The sequence below is a fragment of the Carnobacterium divergens DSM 20623 genome (genome assembly GCF_000744255.1).
In the GTDB taxonomy this organism is placed as follows: domain Bacteria; phylum Bacillota; class Bacilli; order Lactobacillales; family Carnobacteriaceae; genus Carnobacterium; species Carnobacterium divergens.
The window spans coordinates 468048-485790 of the sequence record NZ_JQLO01000001.1 but is presented as its reverse complement, the minus strand read 5'-3'; the positions used below and the strand labels follow the sequence as shown (position 1 = coordinate 485790).

16 protein-coding genes are annotated in these 17743 nt (G+C 33.2%); 8 read left to right on the top strand and 8 right to left on the bottom strand.

The window, feature by feature from the left end:
- The first annotated feature begins 137 nt into the window (after positions 1–137).
- Positions 138–1235, top strand: coding sequence for a M24 family metallopeptidase (locus tag BR52_RS02425; RefSeq protein ID WP_034568805.1), 1098 nt, complete (start codon positions 138–140; stop codon positions 1233–1235).
- A 50-nt stretch (positions 1236–1285) separates the two neighbouring features.
- Here BR52_RS02425 and BR52_RS02420 read toward each other — a convergent pair whose 3' ends face one another.
- Together BR52_RS02420 and BR52_RS02415 are read right to left on the bottom strand one after the other, a co-directional pair.
- Positions 1286–2842: a DUF4097 family beta strand repeat-containing protein gene (locus BR52_RS02420; RefSeq protein ID WP_034568803.1), complete on the bottom strand. Its 1557-nt coding sequence runs from the start codon at positions 2840–2842 to the stop codon at positions 1286–1288.
- Positions 2817–3161, bottom strand: coding sequence for a PadR family transcriptional regulator (locus BR52_RS02415; RefSeq protein WP_034568800.1), 345 nt, complete (start codon positions 3159–3161; stop codon positions 2817–2819). The genes BR52_RS02420 and BR52_RS02415 overlap by 26 nt, the downstream gene beginning before the upstream one ends.
- A 191-nt stretch (positions 3162–3352) precedes the next feature.
- Here BR52_RS02415 and galU point away from each other — a divergent pair, with 191 nt between their 5' ends.
- The 4 genes from galU to BR52_RS02395 are packed head-to-tail and all read left to right on the top strand — an operon-like array spanning position 3353 to position 7443.
- Entirely contained in the window at positions 3353–4219 is an 867-nt protein-coding gene (galU, locus tag BR52_RS02410; protein WP_034568797.1) for a UTP--glucose-1-phosphate uridylyltransferase GalU, read from the top strand.
- Between the two features lie 15 nt (positions 4220–4234).
- Entirely contained in the window at positions 4235–6217 is a 1983-nt protein-coding gene (locus BR52_RS02405) for a glycosyltransferase family 2 protein (RefSeq protein WP_051915606.1), read from the top strand.
- Positions 6218–6243: 26 nt separating this feature from the next.
- The gene (locus BR52_RS02400) at positions 6244–6774 is read left to right on the top strand and encodes a hypothetical protein (protein ID WP_034568795.1); all 531 of its coding nucleotides are present in this window, start codon (positions 6244–6246) and stop codon (positions 6772–6774) included.
- Between the two features lie 21 nt (positions 6775–6795).
- A complete protein-coding gene (locus BR52_RS02395; RefSeq protein ID WP_034568794.1) occupies positions 6796–7443 on the top strand; it encodes a DUF5105 domain-containing protein in 648 nt (215 codons plus the stop codon).
- A gap of 58 nt (positions 7444–7501) precedes the next feature.
- On the opposite strand, the gene BR52_RS02390 is transcribed toward BR52_RS02395, so the two are convergent.
- On the bottom strand, positions 7502–8056 hold the full coding sequence (locus BR52_RS02390; protein ID WP_034568790.1) for a YtxH domain-containing protein: 555 nt from the start codon (positions 8054–8056) through the stop codon (positions 7502–7504).
- A 21-nt stretch (positions 8057–8077) separates the two neighbouring features.
- A complete protein-coding gene (locus BR52_RS02385; protein ID WP_034568787.1) occupies positions 8078–8521 on the bottom strand; it encodes a DUF948 domain-containing protein in 444 nt (147 codons plus the stop codon).
- A gap of 266 nt (positions 8522–8787) precedes the next feature.
- Here BR52_RS02385 and BR52_RS02380 point away from each other — a divergent pair, with 266 nt between their 5' ends.
- Both BR52_RS02380 and BR52_RS02375 read left to right on the top strand, forming a co-directional pair.
- Complete coding sequence (locus BR52_RS02380; protein WP_034568786.1) at positions 8788–9684, top strand: mechanosensitive ion channel family protein; 897 nt, start codon at positions 8788–8790, stop codon at positions 9682–9684.
- 53 nt (positions 9685–9737) lie between these two features.
- Positions 9738–10856 carry an MGDG synthase family glycosyltransferase gene (locus tag BR52_RS02375; protein ID WP_236707207.1) on the top strand — a complete coding sequence of 373 codons (1119 nt, stop codon included), beginning with the start codon at positions 9738–9740 and terminating at the stop codon, positions 10854–10856.
- 52 nt (positions 10857–10908) lie between these two features.
- On the opposite strand, the gene BR52_RS12505 is transcribed toward BR52_RS02375, so the two are convergent.
- The 4 genes from BR52_RS12505 to BR52_RS02355 form a co-directional block, all read right to left on the bottom strand.
- Positions 10909–11982, bottom strand: coding sequence for a GGDEF domain-containing protein (locus BR52_RS12505; RefSeq protein ID WP_051915605.1), 1074 nt, complete (start codon positions 11980–11982; stop codon positions 10909–10911).
- A gap of 94 nt (positions 11983–12076) precedes the next feature.
- Positions 12077–13255 carry a class I SAM-dependent rRNA methyltransferase gene (locus tag BR52_RS02365; RefSeq protein ID WP_034568783.1) on the bottom strand — a complete coding sequence of 393 codons (1179 nt, stop codon included), beginning with the start codon at positions 13253–13255 and terminating at the stop codon, positions 12077–12079.
- A gap of 92 nt (positions 13256–13347) precedes the next feature.
- Entirely contained in the window at positions 13348–14568 is a 1221-nt protein-coding gene (locus BR52_RS02360; RefSeq protein WP_034568781.1) for a multidrug efflux MFS transporter, read from the bottom strand.
- Positions 14569–14632: 64 nt separating this feature from the next.
- Entirely contained in the window at positions 14633–15271 is a 639-nt protein-coding gene (locus BR52_RS02355; RefSeq protein WP_034568780.1) for a VanZ family protein, read from the bottom strand.
- Between the two features lie 318 nt (positions 15272–15589).
- Between BR52_RS02355 and BR52_RS02350 the strand changes: the two genes are divergently transcribed.
- Positions 15590–17719, top strand: a complete 2130-nt coding sequence (locus BR52_RS02350; protein ID WP_034573401.1) for an LTA synthase family protein — start codon at positions 15590–15592, stop codon at positions 17717–17719.
- Positions 17720–17743 lie beyond the last annotated feature (24 nt).

The window sequence follows — 17743 nt, the reverse complement described above, 5'->3', positions numbered from 1 at the left end:
TTTCATAAACTTTTTCAACAACTCTCGTTTCACTATCTTTTTGGTAAAAGAATCAAAAAGTTTGCTTTCATCCTTTTACCACTTCCATCATTAATGCTACAATAAACTAGAACAACTAAATGAAAAGAGGTATCTTGATGAAAAAACAATTAAAAGAATTACAGCAATGGTTAAAAGACCATCAAGTAGATGTCGCCTTTGTCAATGCTCCAGAAACGATTGGCTACTTTACTGGCTATGAAAGTGATCCTCATGAACGGATTTTAGCATTACTTGTCTTTCCAGAAAGTAATCCATTTTTATTCACTCCTGCTCTTGAAATTGATGATGCAAAAAATAGCGAATGGAACTACGATGTTTTTGGCTATTTAGATAATGAAGACCCTTGGAAAATCATTGCTGAAAAAGTGAATGAGGTTACGTCAGCAGTAACTAATTGGGCTGTTGAAAAAGACAGTCTAACATTAAACCGGTTTGAAGCTCTTCAAAATTACTTTCCTACAAGTCAATTTAAAACAGACTTAACTCCAATGATTCAACGGTTAAAATTAATCAAAACGCCCGATGAAATTGCCACAATGATTGAAGCAGGTAAATGGGCCGATTTCGCATTTGAAGTTGGTTTTAATGCCATCAAGGAAGGCATTATGGAACAAGAAGTCGTTGCTGAAATTGAATACCAACTCAAGAAAAAAGGCATCATGCAAATGAGCTTTGATACTATTGTCTTAGCAGGTGATAATGCCGCAAGTCCCCATGGCAATCCTGGTGAACGTAAAATTAAAAAGGATGAACTTGTACTCTTTGATTTAGGTGTTGTCTACAATGGCTATACCAGTGATGCGACAAGAACGGTTGCCTTTGGAGAGCCTTCAAAAGAAGCTAAAGAAATTTACGACATTGTTTTAACTGCCCATAATGCAGCTTTAGCAGCCGTTAAACCAGGTATTACAGCTGGTGAATTAGACAAAATTGCACGCGATATTATTACGGATGCTGGATTTGGACCTTATTTTAATCACCGATTAGGTCATGGCTTAGGTAGCTCGGTTCATGAATACCCTTCACTGATGGAAGGTAACCCTCTTGTGATAGAAGAAGGCATGTGCTTTTCAATCGAGCCAGGTATTTACGTTCCAGGCGTAGCAGGTGTTCGAATTGAAGATTGTTTGTATGTTACTAAAGAGGGTTGTGAGGTCTTCACTCATACTCCAAAAACCTACACAACGATTTAAAAACAAAAAAGGAGTCGATTAGAAAACACAATCGACTCCTTTTTTTCGTCTTAATTTACTTTTTTGATTACTCGAATCATACCTGTATCAGACTTTAATTTAACTTTATAAGGTGCTTTCTTTTTAGAATTAAATTCATTAGTCACATCACCTGTTTTAGAAACTGCAACAATGCGAATATCGGCATCACTATCTTGGATCCATTTTATAAAGCCAGATTCACTCTTAATGTCTGCATTCAAATTATCGTGTTGAATGGATATAATCGTCCCTTCATCATTTACAACTTTTAATGGTCCATTGTTAGATCGAAGAATCATTTTTCCTGTTGTCGTTTTCAAATCGACTGATCCTTTTGTTCTTTTTACAATACTTTGTCCATCATTTGACACGGCAACTAGTTTTTGAATAGTAGAATCTTCTAATATAAATTTTCCAGAATTGCTTTTAACATTCACTTTTTTTGATGTCAAGTCTTTAAAAATGGAAAGTCCATCTTCAATGTTTGCCTCAACATCTCCTGTAATCATCGTTAAAATGGTTTTGCCTTTTTGACTGTCTACCTTTAAATTTGTTTTTGAGTCCTCAATGACAACTTCTCCAAACTCACTATAAATTTCTCCTCTATTAGATGTAATATTCTTACCATATAAATCGCCATCAACTAAATTTAAATTAAAATGATCAACATGAAGATCAATAATTCGTAACTCACCTTTTGTTAAATTGAAATCAAGCGAATCCAGTTTCGTCCCTTCAGGTATAAAAACAACCATTTCAGAACTTCCTGTTCTTGTAAAAAAATCAAATTTATTACGTTTGTCTACTTTTAAATCAAATTTATTTCCTTTAATAGCATGATTGATTTTAGTTAGTTCACTTTTTTTGAATCGTCCGCTTAAAAAAATTCGGAATTCTTCGTTTTTAGGAACCTCTACTGTTGTAATTTCAACATCTGCATCTGAATCCATTATAAGTTTGACATCTTTTTCATTTTTTATCACTAAATCTTGTTCAATTTTGATTCCTTGATAAAATAAATCTCCTGCTAAAAAAGCACCTGCTAATATAATCAAACTTAAAAAAACTAACACTACTGACGTCCAACCACTTAAATGTATTTTTTTAAATAACCGTTTTTTTCTAAATCCTAAACTAATAATCGCTACAATCATTAAGCTAGAGGATAAAGGTATAATTGCTAAATGCTTCTCATTAATCATTTCTTCTCCTAAATAAACAAGAAAATAAAATAACACGAACAATAATAAAGACATAAAAAAAATACGAACCACAGTGAAGATTGACATCGCTAAAATCTTCATTTTTTTCTTTTGAGTGCCTAAAAAAACAGATTGGATTTCTTCACTTGGAATAACATCTTTTTCTGCATTCATTGCTGTTTGTAAGCGACGATCCTCAAAAAAATCATCCGCTACTTCTTTAGGAGAGGCTAACGAACTTAACGCTTCTTCAACCGTCTGTCCGTCTTCTTTACACGCTTCGATGTGATCCATTAGGTCTTCTTTAATTTCATAGTAACTCTCTAAATCATCCTCTGAAAAATAACTTTTCAGTTCTTTAAAATACTCTTTTGTTAAGTCCATTATCTTCATCCTCCCTCATTTTTTTTATATTTTGAACAAAAATATCCCAATCTTCAATTAATGACGCTAAATAGTCTTCCCCCTTAGAGGTTATGCGATAATATTTTCTTGAAGGCCCACCTGATGATTCTTTTGTATAGGAAATACAAAAATCTTCTTTGACTAATCGTCTTAAGACAGGATAAAGCGCACCTTCGGTTGTCGGAACGTATTTATTAACTACTTGGGTCAAATCATACCCATAGCGATCTTCATTTTTTAATAAATAAAGGACACACATCTCTAATGCGCCTTTTTTAAATTGTGTTGCGGCTCTCATAGACACTTCTCCTTAAGACAATATCTATTATTATATCAATAATCCCTTTAAGTAGCAATAAAACTTCAACTACTATTCATAAAACAGTATTATTCTATTGACAATATTTTTTTTTGTTGTATATTATAAAAAGCAACTACTATTCAATAAATAGTATAAGCAGAAAAATAGCAGAATGGAGTTAATATTTTATGAACAAAGTAAGAAAAGCGATTATCCCTGTTGGAGGGTTAGGCACTCGATTTTTACCGATTACAAAATCAGTTGCAAAAGAAATGCTTCCAATCATTGATAAACCAACGATTCAATTTATTATAGAAGAAGCAAAAGAAGCGGGAATCGAAGAAATTTTACTCGTTACGGGTCGAGGGAAACGTAGCATTGAAGATTATTTTGACTCTCATCCAGAATTAGAATCTACTTTAAAAGAAAAAGGAAAAACGGATCTTTTAAAACTTGTAGAGGATACAACCGGTATTAAATTGCATTTTATTCGTCAAACAAATCCAAATGGCTTAGGACATGCAATCTTACAAGGAAAATCATTTATTGGAAATGAACCCTTTGTTGTATTACTTGGAGATGATCTGATGGCAGATACCAAACCACTAACAAAACAATTAATGGATGCCTATGAAAAAAAAGGTCGCTCTATTGTTGCAACGATGGCGATGCCTCTTGAAGAAATTTCAAAATACGGCGTAGTTAGTCCGATTGAAAATTCCTCTGAACAATTATGCCAAGTAAATGGTTTAGTTGAAAAACCTGCTATCGAAGATGCACCAAGTAATTTAGCGATTATTGGCAGATACTTGCTAACTCCAGCTATTTTTGACCTATTAGAAAAACAAGAACCCGGTGTTGGCAATGAGATTCAATTAACTGACGCTATCGCTACTTTGAACAAACAAGAGGAGGTTTACTCTTATGAATTTAAAGGGACACGTTACGACGTTGGAGATAAAATGGGCTTTTTAAAAACCAATATTGAATACGGATTAAACCATCCAGAATTAAAAGAAGACTTAAAAACATATCTAAAAACGATTACTTTGTAAAAGGAAGGAAAAAACATGTATCAGCTATTATTCTATTACTACACGATTCCTAGTATTATTTTTCTAAGTATTTTTTATATTTTAACCAAAATCAACTTAAAATTCAGACGTTTTTTATTAATTGGGTACGTTTTAATGAATGGCATCTATCTTTATTGGAGAATTGCTTATTCTTTCCCAACTATTACTATTTTTAGTAGTTTTTCTGGAGGGTTACTATTATTTGCTGAAATAATGGGGTTTTTACAATCCCTAGTTTTAGTTATACTGTTTTGGTCCCCCTATCGCAGAAAATTTCGTAGTCTAAAGCGACTTAAAAAACTTCCAACTGTCGATATTTTAATTGCAACTTATAACGAAAATGCTGAAATTTTAAATCGCACAATTTTAGGTTGTCAAAATATTGATTACCCGAAACACCTTGTTTCTATCTATCTTTGTGATGATGGAAATCGCAATGATATAGCTATGTTAGCTAAAGAATTCAATATTGGCTACATTAATAGAGACAGCAGCGAGCATGCAAAAGCAGGCAATCTAAACCATGCTTTGACTAAAACAACAGGTGAAATTGTTGTCACACAAGATGCCGATATGGTTCCAAAACGTAATTTTTTAAAGCGAACCTTAGGGTATTTTTATCAAGAAGATGTGGGTTTTGTTCAAACACCCCAAACCTTTTTCAACTATGATATTTTTCAAAATAATTTATTTCTACATAATGAAGTTAATAACGAACAAGACTTCTTTATGCGCTCTTTGCAAACGGCAAAAGATCAATACAATGCCCTTTTATATGTTGGAAGTAATGCTCTTTTTCGTCGCAAGACACTAGAAGAAATCGGTGGCTTTAGCACTGGTGTAATTACGGAAGATATGGCAACTGGTTTAATCATTCAAAATAATGGTTGGAAGACTGTTTTTGTAAATGAAGCTTTAGCATCAGGCATTTCTCCTGAAACATTAGAAGATTTTATTAAACAACGAGATCGTTGGGGACGTGGCAATATTCAAGTATTTAAGAAGTACAAGTTAAACAAGCTACCTGAACTAAGTTTTATCCAAAAATTATTTTATGTCGATGGTGTTTTGTATTGGTTTTATGGAATCTACAAATTAATTTATATTATTTGTCCCCTTCTTTATATTTTATTCAATGTTTATAGTATTGAAGCTGCTTTTACTGATTTACTTTTATTTTGGGTCCCTTCTTATCTTTCAGGACAACTAATGTTTAAATCAATTGCAGGAAAAAAATACCATTCATTATTAAGTCATATTTATGAATTATCCACCGCGCCACAAGTGTTTTGGGCAGTTTTTAAAGAAGTATTTGCTAAATCAGATAAAGGAAAAAAATTCCATGTAACAAAAAAAGGTTTGAAGCAAACCACTAGCCACTTTAACTGGCGCATCATTCGAACACAAATTGTATTATTGGTTATTTGTTTAATCGCTTTTGTAAAACTATCCCTAACTAGCTATCAATCAGGACACGCGATTTCATTCTTTAATCTAAACACGTATTGGTTACTTTATAATATTTTTGCATTAACGATTGTTGTTTTCGTTGCAATTGAACGTCCTAGATTGCCTTTATTTGTAAAAGTCATCGTGGATGAAATTATTAACATTGGCAAAACGAACCTCTTTGCTGAAGACATTATCATTAGTGAATCTCATTTAATTTTAAACTTACCCTATCGCAAAAAATTAGCACGACAATTAAAAGAAAATTACTACACCACAATTTCTTTTAAAGAATTAACCGATTTACCTATTCAAAAAACGAAGTTAAAAACATCCGGTAATACAATTGAAGTTACATTTAAAATCAATCATCTAACTAAAGAAAATCAAAAAGCCCTTCATCATTTAATCTACTCTGACATGAAAAATCAAGTCGGTGAAGTCAAAAACTTAAGAGCTTGGAGAATTCTTCATGATGTGAATAAAAATCGTTATTTCAATCGAGAAAATTATCTTACATTAAGATAATTAAATAAGAAAAGGAGATTTTATTAATGAAAAAGAAATTAGTAACAGGTGCTGTAATAATGATTGTTGGAGGAAGCCTATGTTCAGTTCCTGCTATTGCCAAACCCGATACTTCAAGTTTGATTGAAAATCGTTTCAAAATTAAACGAGAAAAAATGATGACACAACTTAATCAAGTTCTTTCTAGAGTCGATGTTGAAGTGAAAGAAACGATCAAAGAAAAAATTGCCATCAAAGAAGAGGCTTTAGTCAAAGCAGAAGAAGAAGCTCAAGCTCGCGCTACCCAAGAACAAGCCCAGCAAGTCGCTAATGAGCAAGCAGCTCAAGAACAACAAGCAGCAGTGAATACTCAACAAACTACTCCGGTAGAACCAAATGAACCGTCGGCTAGTTCTGCTACTCCAGAAGCAACAACGGGAGCTAGTCAAAACAATTGGCAAGAACGCAGCAATAAAGGGCGTGAGTATGGAGAACGTCTAAGTGATCCTAACTTAAGCCAGGATGAAAGAAGAAATATTGTAGAAGAAAAGAAAAACTATTTCCGTAATGGACGTTAATAGTAATAGGAGCCTATAAAAATGAAAAAAAGAATTTTACCCATTTTAGCTGTATTGAGTATCAGCTTAACCTTGTTAGCTGGTTGTACAAAAAAAGTTGATTCAGAAGATGCTATTTCAAGCTATATCAAAGCCTATATCTATAGTGAAGAAACCGACACTTTACAAAAAGCTTTTGCTGAAAAAGAAATGGACTTAGCAAAAGAAGACAAAGAAAACTTTACTACCTCTTTAAAAGAGCAGTTCAAATTAGGCGCGGACTACGATAAGAAGCTAGATGACCTTTATCAAGTTTATCAAACGAATTTGAAAAAAAACACTAAATTTTCGACAAAAATTTTACATGAAAAATCAGATAAAGCAACTGTTGAAGTAACTGTTTCTGGCTTAAAAGAATTGAATTTAGATAACCTTGAAGAAGAAATCTCCCAAAAGATAGCAGCTAACCCCGATTTAATCAAAGAAGATTTGTCTGAAGAAGATGCACAAAAGGTGATTAATCAATTAGCTTTTGACATTTATTCAGAAAAAATTAAAGCAAATACTGAAACAAAAGAACCTATAAAACTATCTATTTCTCTAAAAGAAAATCCCGATGATAAAAACGCTTGGGTCATTCAAAACGAAAATGATATTTTTAAAGAATTAAGCGATGCCTTTGGTGTATAACCTAAAAAAACCGTTTGACCTCCAAATAAATGGAGGTCAAACGGTTTTTAACTTGCGTTTATTTTTTAGCGTCTTTAATCGTTGCTTTAACGTCTTCTTTTACATCTTTTGCTTGGTCTTTTGCTTCGTTCGCAACATCTTTCGCATCTGATTTCACTGTTTCAGCTGTTTTTTTAGCTTCCCCTTTTACATCATCAGTTGCTGATTTCACTTCATCTGCAACATTTTTAGCTCCTGCTACAGCTGTATCTTTTGTATCTTCTAAGTCTGATTTCAACTCTTCTTTGTTGCTATCTAATTCAGTATGAATATCTTCTAAATCTGATTCTACTTCTTTAGATGTTTGTTTTAATTGATCTGCAAATTGATTCGCAGTATCTTTTAAGTTTACTTTGATATCTTCTGTAGCATCTTTTGCAACACGACTAATTTCAGTTCCCTTATCTACAGCGATATCTGCATAGTCTTTTGCAGTTTCTTTAAAATCATTGGCTTTATCGTTAATATCGCCACGTAATTCTTTTCCTGATTTTGGTGCAAATAATAATGCAGTAATTGCTGCAGCTGTACCACCAATAATTGTTCCTAGTAAAAATCCACCTTTTTTAGCCATCTTTCATTCCTCATTTCATTTTTATAGTGATTGTTTCGATACTTTTTTAGCTTTACGATTTTTATTCATTGACCATGCCGTACGGCCAATTTTTGAAATAACGGAAGCTTGCGCAGTTTTCTTAGTTGCGCCTGTTACATGCCCTGCTAAATTACGACTTGATTGGTTTAAATCAGAAACCGTCACACCCAAATCACCAATTGCTTGGAATAGAGGGTCTGTCATACCTAATTTGCCGTTGACATCATCTAATAAAACATTGGATTTATTCAATAGCCCTTCAACTTCAATCGATAAACTATCGACATCTTTCGTAATCACTTCGATACTGTTGTTTGCCTCTTTTACTGTTTTAGAAATTTCTTCCATAATTTTAGTGATTTTCATCACTGCCATCACGATAAACACAACTAAAACGGCAAATGCAACTGCTGCAATAATTGCTGCAATTTCTCCACCTGTCATCTTAATGCCTCACTCCCATCTAAATATAGTATTCATGCTATTTAAATTGATATGTATTCGTAAAAAGCTACTAAAAATCAACTAAATAGTCACTATTCTTCTTAATTAGAATAACATTTTTTCACTATCACTTCAAATTATACGAAAGGGGTTTCCAATAATTTTTATTAAGAACGTTAGTTTATTCTTAATTTCTACTAATTTTTTTTCTTTTCCGCTTAATTTTTGATAGAATGAAACTAAGTAGTTTTTAAAGGAGTTTTTTTATGAATCAAGATGTAGATAGTTCTGTCACAAATGACGTGGTTGAAAAAGTATCCAAAAGTACCAATCTATTTGTTAATTATTGGCATAGTATTGATTGGAACAACATTTTAGCCTTGCTTATCAATAAATCAATCCAACTTGTTTTTATTACCTTTTTATTTTTTGTCTTTCGTAAAATGGGAAAAGTTTTTCTTGATAAAAGCTTTAATAATTATAAGAAGAAAAAATACGTTTCAGAAAACCGTTCAAACACACTTTATACCTTATCATTAAATATATTCCACTATGTGATGGTTTTTTTCTATGCTTATGCTTTACTGTCAATTTTAGGTGTTCCTGTTGCAACGTTAATCGCTGGTGCTGGGGTGGTAGGAATTGCAATTGGTCTTGGCGCACAAGGTTTTATTAGCGACATTGTTACTGGTTTTTTCATTATTTTAGAAAAACAACTAGATGTTGGAGACTTTGTTAAATTAGACTTAATTGAAGGCAATGTAGTAGCAGTTGGACTCAGAACAACGCAAGTTAAAAGCGTTAATGGTACGTTAAACTATATTCCAAACCGTAACATCACGATTGTTAGCAACTTATCTAGAGGCAATATGCGCGCATTAATCGATATTCATATGATGCCAAATCCTGATATTGACAAAGTTGCCAGTATCATTGAAGCTGTTAATGAAGAATTGGTTCCACTTCACCAAGAAATCGTTCAAGGACCTACTAATTTAGGCTTAACTGATTTAGGAAATGGGCAGCTTGCGATGCGAATTGTTATTTTCACTCTAAACGGCAGCCAATATCAAATTCAAAATGAATTTTTACAAAAATACATTGTAGCCTTAACAGCTGCAGGTATTGAAATTCCTGTTTCACCTTTGAACTTAACAAAATAAGCATCACTATGATATACTCTATCAAAATGAACACAGAAAGGATGGATGGTCACTTGGACAAAGCTCCAAAAATACTCATTTTAACAGGTAGCTATGGAAACGGGCATCTTGAAGTAACAAGAGCACTAATTGAAGAACTTCATCGAGTTGGTATCAAAGATATTACCACGTCGGACTTATTTTATGAAGCTCACCCAATTGTCACTACTGTTACAAAATATCTATATATTAAAAGCTTTACTAGATACCGCAATCTTTATGGCTTTCTGTACTATAATTTTGACAATCAATTAAAAGAGCACAGCTTTGATAAGTTTACTGATTCATACGGTTATATCCGTTTAAATCAATTGATGAAAAACAACGACTTTGATTTGGTGATAAACACGTTTCCAATGCAAGTTTTTCCTGCCTATAAGAAAAAAGTCGGCAAACGCATTCCTTTTGTCAATGTACTGACTGATTTTTGTTTGCATACTCGTTGGGTCTCAAAAGAAATTGATCATTTTTTTGTTTCTTGCAATCATTTGAAAACAGAACTGATCGAATCTGGCATTCCAAAAGAAACCATTACAATTTCTGGTATTCCTATCAAAGAACAGTTTTATCTTGAAAATCAAGAAAAAGCACAGAAAATGACATCTCCTTCCAGCAAAAAAAATCTCTTGATTTCAGCAGGAGCATACGGTGTTTTAACAAATTTAGCTGATATCCTTGAAGAATTACAATCAAAAGAGGATTTGAACATTGTTGTTGTTTGCGGCAATAATAAAAATCTTTTTGATTCTCTATCAACACAATTTGCAGATCAACCTACTATTGAAATCAAAGGATTTGTTTCGGAAATGGCTAAATTAATGAGTCACGCCGATATTATGATTACCAAACCAGGAGGTATTTCCTTATCAGAGGCCCTAGCCATTCAAACGCCTTTAATTTTAACTCCTGGTGTTCCAGGACAAGAAAGTGAAAATGCGCAATTATTTGAAAAAGAATGTATGGCTATTGTAACTAAAACTGAAGAAGAAATTATTCCAGCTATTTATCAGTTATTAAAGCAACCCCTGTTAGCAAAAAATTTAGTGCAACATATGGAAGAACACTTTTATCCACATGCCGCTAAAACTATTATTACAGATTCTTTAGCACTAGCGGGAATCTCTATCAACTAAAAAAGTTGCCTAAAAAACAAGATCTTGTTTTTTAGGCAACTTTTTGTATTTCTTACTTTTCATCAAAAACAACTACTTGATTTCGATTTTGAGCCTTCCCTTTGTACAATGCTTCATCTGCTTGATTAATTATTTCTTGATAACGTTGTTTTTCATTTAGCTTAAACGAAACTCCGATTGATGTTGTCACCGCTATTTTTTTCTCTTCAGATAAAATGAAGGGATATGTTTCCACAGCCACACGAATAGTTTCAGCTAATTTCGTTATTTTTTCACGGTCTGTTTCATCAACTAAAACAATAAACTCTTCCCCACCATAGCGAAAAACAAGCGAATTCCTTCCACTAGTTTTTCGCATTAAGAGTGCTGCAAATTGCATTAAAATAGTGTCGCCTGCAGCGTGGCCGTAGTGATCATTAATTTTTTTAAAGTGGTCAATATCTAGCAATAAGATACTGTAGCGTTTTTGTTTCGCATCTCTTTGTTTGATTAATTTAACTAGGTAATTACGATTATAAAGCTCTGTTAAAAAATCTTTCCTTGATTCATCCACTAAAGTTAAATGACTTTGAAAATAAATCCGTTGTTTATTAATAAAAAAGTAACAAATTACTGAAGATAGATAACAAAATAATTCAAATATCCAAATACTCGGTTTCCAAATTGCGGTAGGATAAAATATGAAAATAAGCACTAAAGAATAGAAAATAAGAATAAAAAGAACGATTGAAAAAGCTTTAACTGATCTTTTTTCCCAAACTCTTAAAACAATCAAAAACATAAAAATCACAAGCATGTAGGTAACATTAAAAAAACTAAAAGCTACCCTATCGGTAACAGATAAAACAAAAAAACTTGTCATACCTGCAAAGGGTCCTGCTAAATAAAAACAAATAAAAATAGGAATCAGACTGTAAGACAGCTCACTTGTTCCTTCATTAATTGCTGTTTCTGTAAGTAATAAAGCTAACATTCCAAAGGAAATCCCAAATAATAGTTTTTTCCAATAAGTAGAATAGACGGTAATGATTTCTTTGCCATCAAATAAATAGAAAATAACTGAGATAAAAAAATAAATCACACTAATATTTTCAAGAGAGCGAATCAATAGTTCACTAGTTTGCATTTTTTCCATCTCCTTACCTAGCTATTTTAGTAAATTTTTAAACTAATTAGCAACAAAAAAGCATTCCCTCTTTGCTGGAATACTTTCTATTAAACTATTTTTTTCTTAAAATACATACTTTCAAATAGTCGCCTTCTGGAAAATGTGGATTCAATTTAAAATCACTTGGTAAACTATATTTTTCTAATAAGGTATATTTTTCATGACTGTTTTCAAACGCTTTACGAATAAATCCTTCAAATTTTTCCATCGTTACATTAGCCGCATTAGTTGAAGCCACAATCACACCATTATGATTTGTAATTGAAATGACTTCTTCTAATAGTTTTTGATAATCTTTGGCAACGCTAAATGTCCGCTTCTTTGAGCGAGCAAAACTTGGTGGATCAATAATCACTGTATCGTAAGATAAGTTTTTTTTCAATGCGTATTTAAAATAATCAAAAACGTCCATTACTAAAATCCGTTGTGTATCAGCGCTAATTCCATTAACTTCAAATTGTTCTTTAGTTTTAGGCAAACTCCGGTTAGCTAAATCAACGCTCGTTGTTTCACTTGCTCCTCCCATTGCTGCTGCCACAGAAAAAGCACCAGTATAGCTAAATGTATTTAAAACTGTTTTTCCCATTGAATAGTTTTCTCGAATCGTTTCTCGAACCTCTCTTTGATCTAAGAAAATTCCCGTCATCAAACCATCATCAAGGTAGGTAGCATATTGAATCCCATTCTCAAGAATTATCAATGGCGTTGGTGCAATTTCACCAGAAATATGACTGCTGTATTCTTTGCCTTTTACATCGTAACGAAATTTTTGATAAATCCCAAGACAGTTTTTAATCACCGCTTGAAAAGCTTTAAGAATCACAGAATGATGTTTATAAATTCCCTCACTATACCAAGAAAAAACATAATAATCTGCGTAATAGTCAATTGTTAAACCGCCAAGACCGTCCCCTTCACCATTAAAGAAGCGAAAAGCCGTCGTTGATTCATCAAGTTTTAATGTATTTCTTGCTTTTTCAGCTTTCAAAAAAAGACCTTCAAAGAAACTTTGCTCTAATAGCTCCTTAGGGTTCGTTGTTAAAACCCAGCCATCTCCTTTATTTTGAGTAGCAAGATAGCCTCTCGCAACAAATTGTTTTTGATCATCGACTAATTCTACAAAAGAACCGTCATTCAGCTTAGGCTCTGAAAGAAAATCCCCTTTAACTAATAGCGGATAGCCCTCTTTCACTCTCTTGGTTGCGACTTTCTTTAATTTTATTTTTTCCACGTTGTATTAGCTCCTTTAAATTAAATACTGACTACTTTTAAATCCTCGTTTCAAAGCATACCATAAACTAGAACCGCTGGCAAAAGCTGTTTTTAATGTAATTGCTGATGAATACTTTTCGTATTTCTTCTGACAAGTATAAAATTAAATAGAACAAAAAGTGGTGTAATGATAAAAACCCCTCTAAAACCTAAACTACTTGAAATCATCGATCCGATCAAAGGTCCCATCACATTTCCCATCGCTTGAAAAGACTGATTATAGCTAAAAATCCGTCCAGCAACAATATGAGGACTATTTTTAGTTAAAATAGCTTGAACAGCCGGAATCAATGCAGCATCAGATACCCCTAAAAAGAAACGTAAAACAGCTAATTGCCAAACATTTGTAACAAAAGCCATCGGTAATAACAGGCAAATCGATACAATCAAACCCGCCATTAAGATCCGTTCACTTCCGATTCGATCCCCTAAAGCTCCTAACCGAGGCGCTGCAATTAATGTAGCAATGCCTGGCACCGATGCCACAATGCCACTAATAAATGCAACGTTTTGATTAGCTCCTAATAGTTCTTTAATATATAAACTTAAAATGGGACTAATTGAATTAGCTGCTACTTGAATCATCATCGTTGTAATAAACATCCCTACAATTACTCGAGGATACGTTAGGTTTTTCAATACTTCCTTGCCAGAAAGCTCCGTTCCTTTTTCGACTGGCTGAAATTCTTCTTTCACAAAAAAGAAACATAAAAAGAAAACCACTAACAATAAAATTCCTGTCAACAAAAAAGGAATTCGATATCCAAACAATTCAGCAATCCCACCACCAAAAAAAGGACCTAATAACGTTCCCGTGACACTTCCAGTCGTTAAAGTGCCTAATGTTTTACCACTTTGTTCTCTAGGAACTTGTGTTGCAATTAATGCTGTCGCATTTGAGATAAATCCTGAGAAAACTCCTTGTAGCAAGCGCAACCCAATCAATTGATACACATTTGTAACACAACTCATCAAACCGATGACAATCGCCATCCCTAAAGCTGAACGTAGCAACATTAACTTGCGGCCTTTACGATCAGCCAACCGTCCCCAATAAGGTGAAACGATTGCTGTTACTAAAAAAGTCGAGCTAAACGTAACCCCGCTCCAAAGGCTTAGTTGTTTTTGAGAAAAGTCTCCTAACGTATCAATGTATAACGACATAAAAGGCATTACTAAACTAAAACCCATTCCAGCTAAGAAGCACCCTATCCAAAGTATTTTTAAATTTCTTTGCCAAATCGTTCTTGCTGCTTTTGCTTTTTCTACCATAGTAGAGTCATCTCTTTTCATTAAAGTCAGTTTTATTATAGCATAGCAAAAAAGCAACCAGTGATTAATCCGTTGCTCCCTTGCTGACTATTCTCTTAATTGAAAAAATAATTTCATAAAGTAAATATCCGATAAGTGTACCAATTGTATTAAAAATCAAATCGTCAATGTCCGCGACCCCTGTTCTAAAAAGAAACTGCATCGTTTCGATTGAAAGAGAGCATAAAAAACCAAACAGTAAGACTTTAAAAAATGGATGTCTTTTCCTGAATAACATTCCTAAGAAAAAACCCATTGGAATAAACCAAAAAATATTTCCATACAGATTATAAAAGAAATCAAATTGAGAAGAGCCATTAGTCAATTTAAACGTTTCTGTAAATGGTTCCCAGTTAACTTCACTAATTGGCCGCCATTCAACATAGACATTCATTATCGTGTACTCCCCACGAAAAACAGTCAGTTGAAATAACAAAATAAAGTAGAAAACAAATAAATGAAGCAATAGCTCTTTAAGCAACGAATTCTTTTGGCCACTCTTTCTTTTCAAAAGCAAATAAAAAAAACGAAGGGCTAACCAAATTAAAAAGTAAATCAGCGTTTTATCTAAACTATAAAAAATTAATTTAATTAATGGGAAATGATTGATTGTGTCCCCAAAAACCGTCTCAGTGTATTCATATAAATCATTTAAGAAAAGCATCGTTTTTTGGGATCCCCCCTTTTAGTGATAAATCAATATTCATTATAACTTAAAGACAAGAAAAATCATGGAAAGTTTGTTTAAATTTTTATTAAAATCCTAAATTAGCGTCTGAACCTCTTACAGACTCACTTTGCGAAATGAATCAATTTTTTTATAAAGTTGACTTTAAAATCGAGAAACGGTAAAATTGAAGGTGATATATTTTTAAAGCAACAGGCAAATATCCATCACAAAAATGATGATTACCCGCTACGCTTTAGTGCTAATCATAAAAACTGTCTGCTTTTTAAGAGGAGGACAACAACTTTGAATTTTATGAATAAAACAAAATCTTTATTAAATACCCGTTTAGGATTTTTCACTTTAAGTGTGATTTTTTTCTGGGCTAAAACTTATTATGGGTACCAAGCCGATTTTTCATTAGGAGTTACTGGACCACTACAACAGTTCATCTTAATTATCAATCCAATCGCAACAACGCTGTTTATCTTTTCAATTGCGCTGTACTTTAAAAAACCCAGAAGCGCCTATATCGCATTATTTGTTCTCTATTTCTTATCATCGGCTTTGATTTATGCCAATGTCATTTATTATCGAGAATTTACAGACTTCTTAACCGTTAATACGATGTTAGGAGTTAAGAGTGTTTCAGGTGGACTGAATTCAAGTGCTTTTGCCTTAGTCAATTTTTCAGATGCTTTCTATTGGTTAGATTTTATTATTCTAATCGCTTTACTTGTTTCTAAAAAAGTAAAAATTGATCCAAGACCCTTTAAAAAACGCTATGCATTTGCAACAACTGCGTTAGCAATTGCTATTTTCAGTGCCAACTTAAGTTTAGCCGAAAGCAATCGACCTCAATTGTTAACAAGAACATTTGACCGTAACTATATCGTCAAGTATTTAGGGTTAAACGTCTTTACAGTTTATGATGGAATTAAAACAGCCCAAGCTAATCAAGTTAAAGCCAATGCTGATGTTTCAGATATGGATGACGTTTTAGAGTATTTAAATGAACATCGTGCCGAGCCTAATCCAGAAACATTTGGTTCTGCTAAGGGACGTAACGTGGTTTATATCCATTTAGAGAGCTTCCAACAATTCTTGATTGATTACAAGCTAAAAGATGAAAACGGCGTTGAACATGAAGTAACGCCCTTCTTAAATAGCCTTTACCACGACCAAAGTACAAGTAGCTATCCAAATTTCTTCCATCAAGTCGGACAAGGAAAAACAAGTGATGCTGAAACGATTCTAGAAAATTCACTGTTTGGTTTGCCACAAGGATCCGCTTTTACTCAAGCAGGATCATCTAACACATTCCAAGCTGCTCCAAAAATTTTGCATGACAACGGTAATTATACAAGCGCCGTTTTTCATGGAAACGTTGGCTCCTTCTGGAACCGTGACGATACCTACAAATCTTTAGGATACAACTATTTCTTTGATGCAAGTTACTATGATACTTCTGAAGGAAATACCTTGGAATATGGCTTAAAAGATAAACTTCTTTTCCAAGAGTCTGCTCAATATTTAGAACAATTACAACAACCTTTCTACACAAAATTCTTAACAGTAACCAATCACTTCCCTTACCCTCTTGATGATGCGAATGTTAGCTTTCCAAGAGCGTCAACAGGTGATAGCACGATTGACGGTTACTTTGCGACAGCTCATTATTTAGACCAGTCTATTAAAGAAATGTTTGACTATTTAAAAGCAGCTGGTTTATATGACAATACTGTATTCGTTCTTTATGGAGATCATTATGGTATTTCAAATTCTCGTAATCCTTCACTGGCACCATTATTAGGAAAAGATGCTAATGAATGGAACGATTACGACAATGCAATGTTACAACGTGTCCCATTAATGTTCCACATTCCTGGTCAAACAAATGGTGGAATCAAAGAAGAATTCGGAGGACAAATTGATGTATTACCTACCCTATTAAACTTACTAGGTGTAGATGCTAAAAGTTATATTCAATTTGGAACTGATTTAACTTCAAGCGGTCACGATCAAACTGTCACTTTCCGTAATGGAAACTTTGTTACTCCTAATTATACCGTTATCGGTTCAAAAATTTATGAAACAAAAACCGGAATCTTGATTGAAGAACCTACCCAAGAAGTTCTTGATGAAGTTGAAAAAATAAGATTAGGCGTTGAAAAACAATTAAATCTATCAGACAGCATTATCAATAGTGACTTATTGAGATTCTATACACCTGATGGCTTTAAACCAGTTTCGCCAGAAGATTACAATTATAAAAAACAAAAAGAACAAATTGATGCAATTACCAAAAAATTAGGGAAAGAATCAACAAGTTTATATAGTAAAAACAACAATACTTCAACTGTTGACTTATATAAAACAGATGCACCAGAGCTTGTTCCACCAGCAACTGACTCTGCTGCTGAAGAAGATTCTTCAACAAAATAAAAAGATAGCCCTTAAATGCTTAGG

Coding starts and splice junctions, on each gene's coding strand:
- BR52_RS02420 (WP_034568803.1), bottom strand. CDS start 2,842: ATGGACTTAACAAAAGAGTATTTTAAAGAACTGAAAAGTTATTTTTCA.
- BR52_RS02360 (WP_034568781.1), bottom strand. CDS start 14,568: ATGGTAGAAAAAGCAAAAGCAGCAAGAACGATTTGGCAAAGAAATTTA.
- BR52_RS02385 (WP_034568787.1), bottom strand. CDS start 8,521: ATGACAGGTGGAGAAATTGCAGCAATTATTGCAGCAGTTGCATTTGCC.
- BR52_RS02425 (WP_034568805.1), top strand. CDS start 138: ATGAAAAAACAATTAAAAGAATTACAGCAATGGTTAAAAGACCATCAA.
- BR52_RS02415 (WP_034568800.1), bottom strand. CDS start 3,161: ATGAGAGCCGCAACACAATTTAAAAAAGGCGCATTAGAGATGTGTGTC.
- galU (WP_034568797.1), top strand. CDS start 3,353: ATGAACAAAGTAAGAAAAGCGATTATCCCTGTTGGAGGGTTAGGCACT.
- BR52_RS02355 (WP_034568780.1), bottom strand. CDS start 15,271: ATGCTTTTCTTAAATGATTTATATGAATACACTGAGACGGTTTTTGGG.
- BR52_RS02380 (WP_034568786.1), top strand. CDS start 8,788: ATGAATCAAGATGTAGATAGTTCTGTCACAAATGACGTGGTTGAAAAA.
- BR52_RS02350 (WP_034573401.1), top strand. CDS start 15,590: ATGAATAAAACAAAATCTTTATTAAATACCCGTTTAGGATTTTTCACT.
- BR52_RS02405 (WP_051915606.1), top strand. CDS start 4,235: ATGTATCAGCTATTATTCTATTACTACACGATTCCTAGTATTATTTTT.
- BR52_RS12505 (WP_051915605.1), bottom strand. CDS start 11,982: ATGCAAACTAGTGAACTATTGATTCGCTCTCTTGAAAATATTAGTGTG.
- BR52_RS02390 (WP_034568790.1), bottom strand. CDS start 8,056: ATGGCTAAAAAAGGTGGATTTTTACTAGGAACAATTATTGGTGGTACA.
- BR52_RS02400 (WP_034568795.1), top strand. CDS start 6,244: ATGAAAAAGAAATTAGTAACAGGTGCTGTAATAATGATTGTTGGAGGA.
- BR52_RS02395 (WP_034568794.1), top strand. CDS start 6,796: ATGAAAAAAAGAATTTTACCCATTTTAGCTGTATTGAGTATCAGCTTA.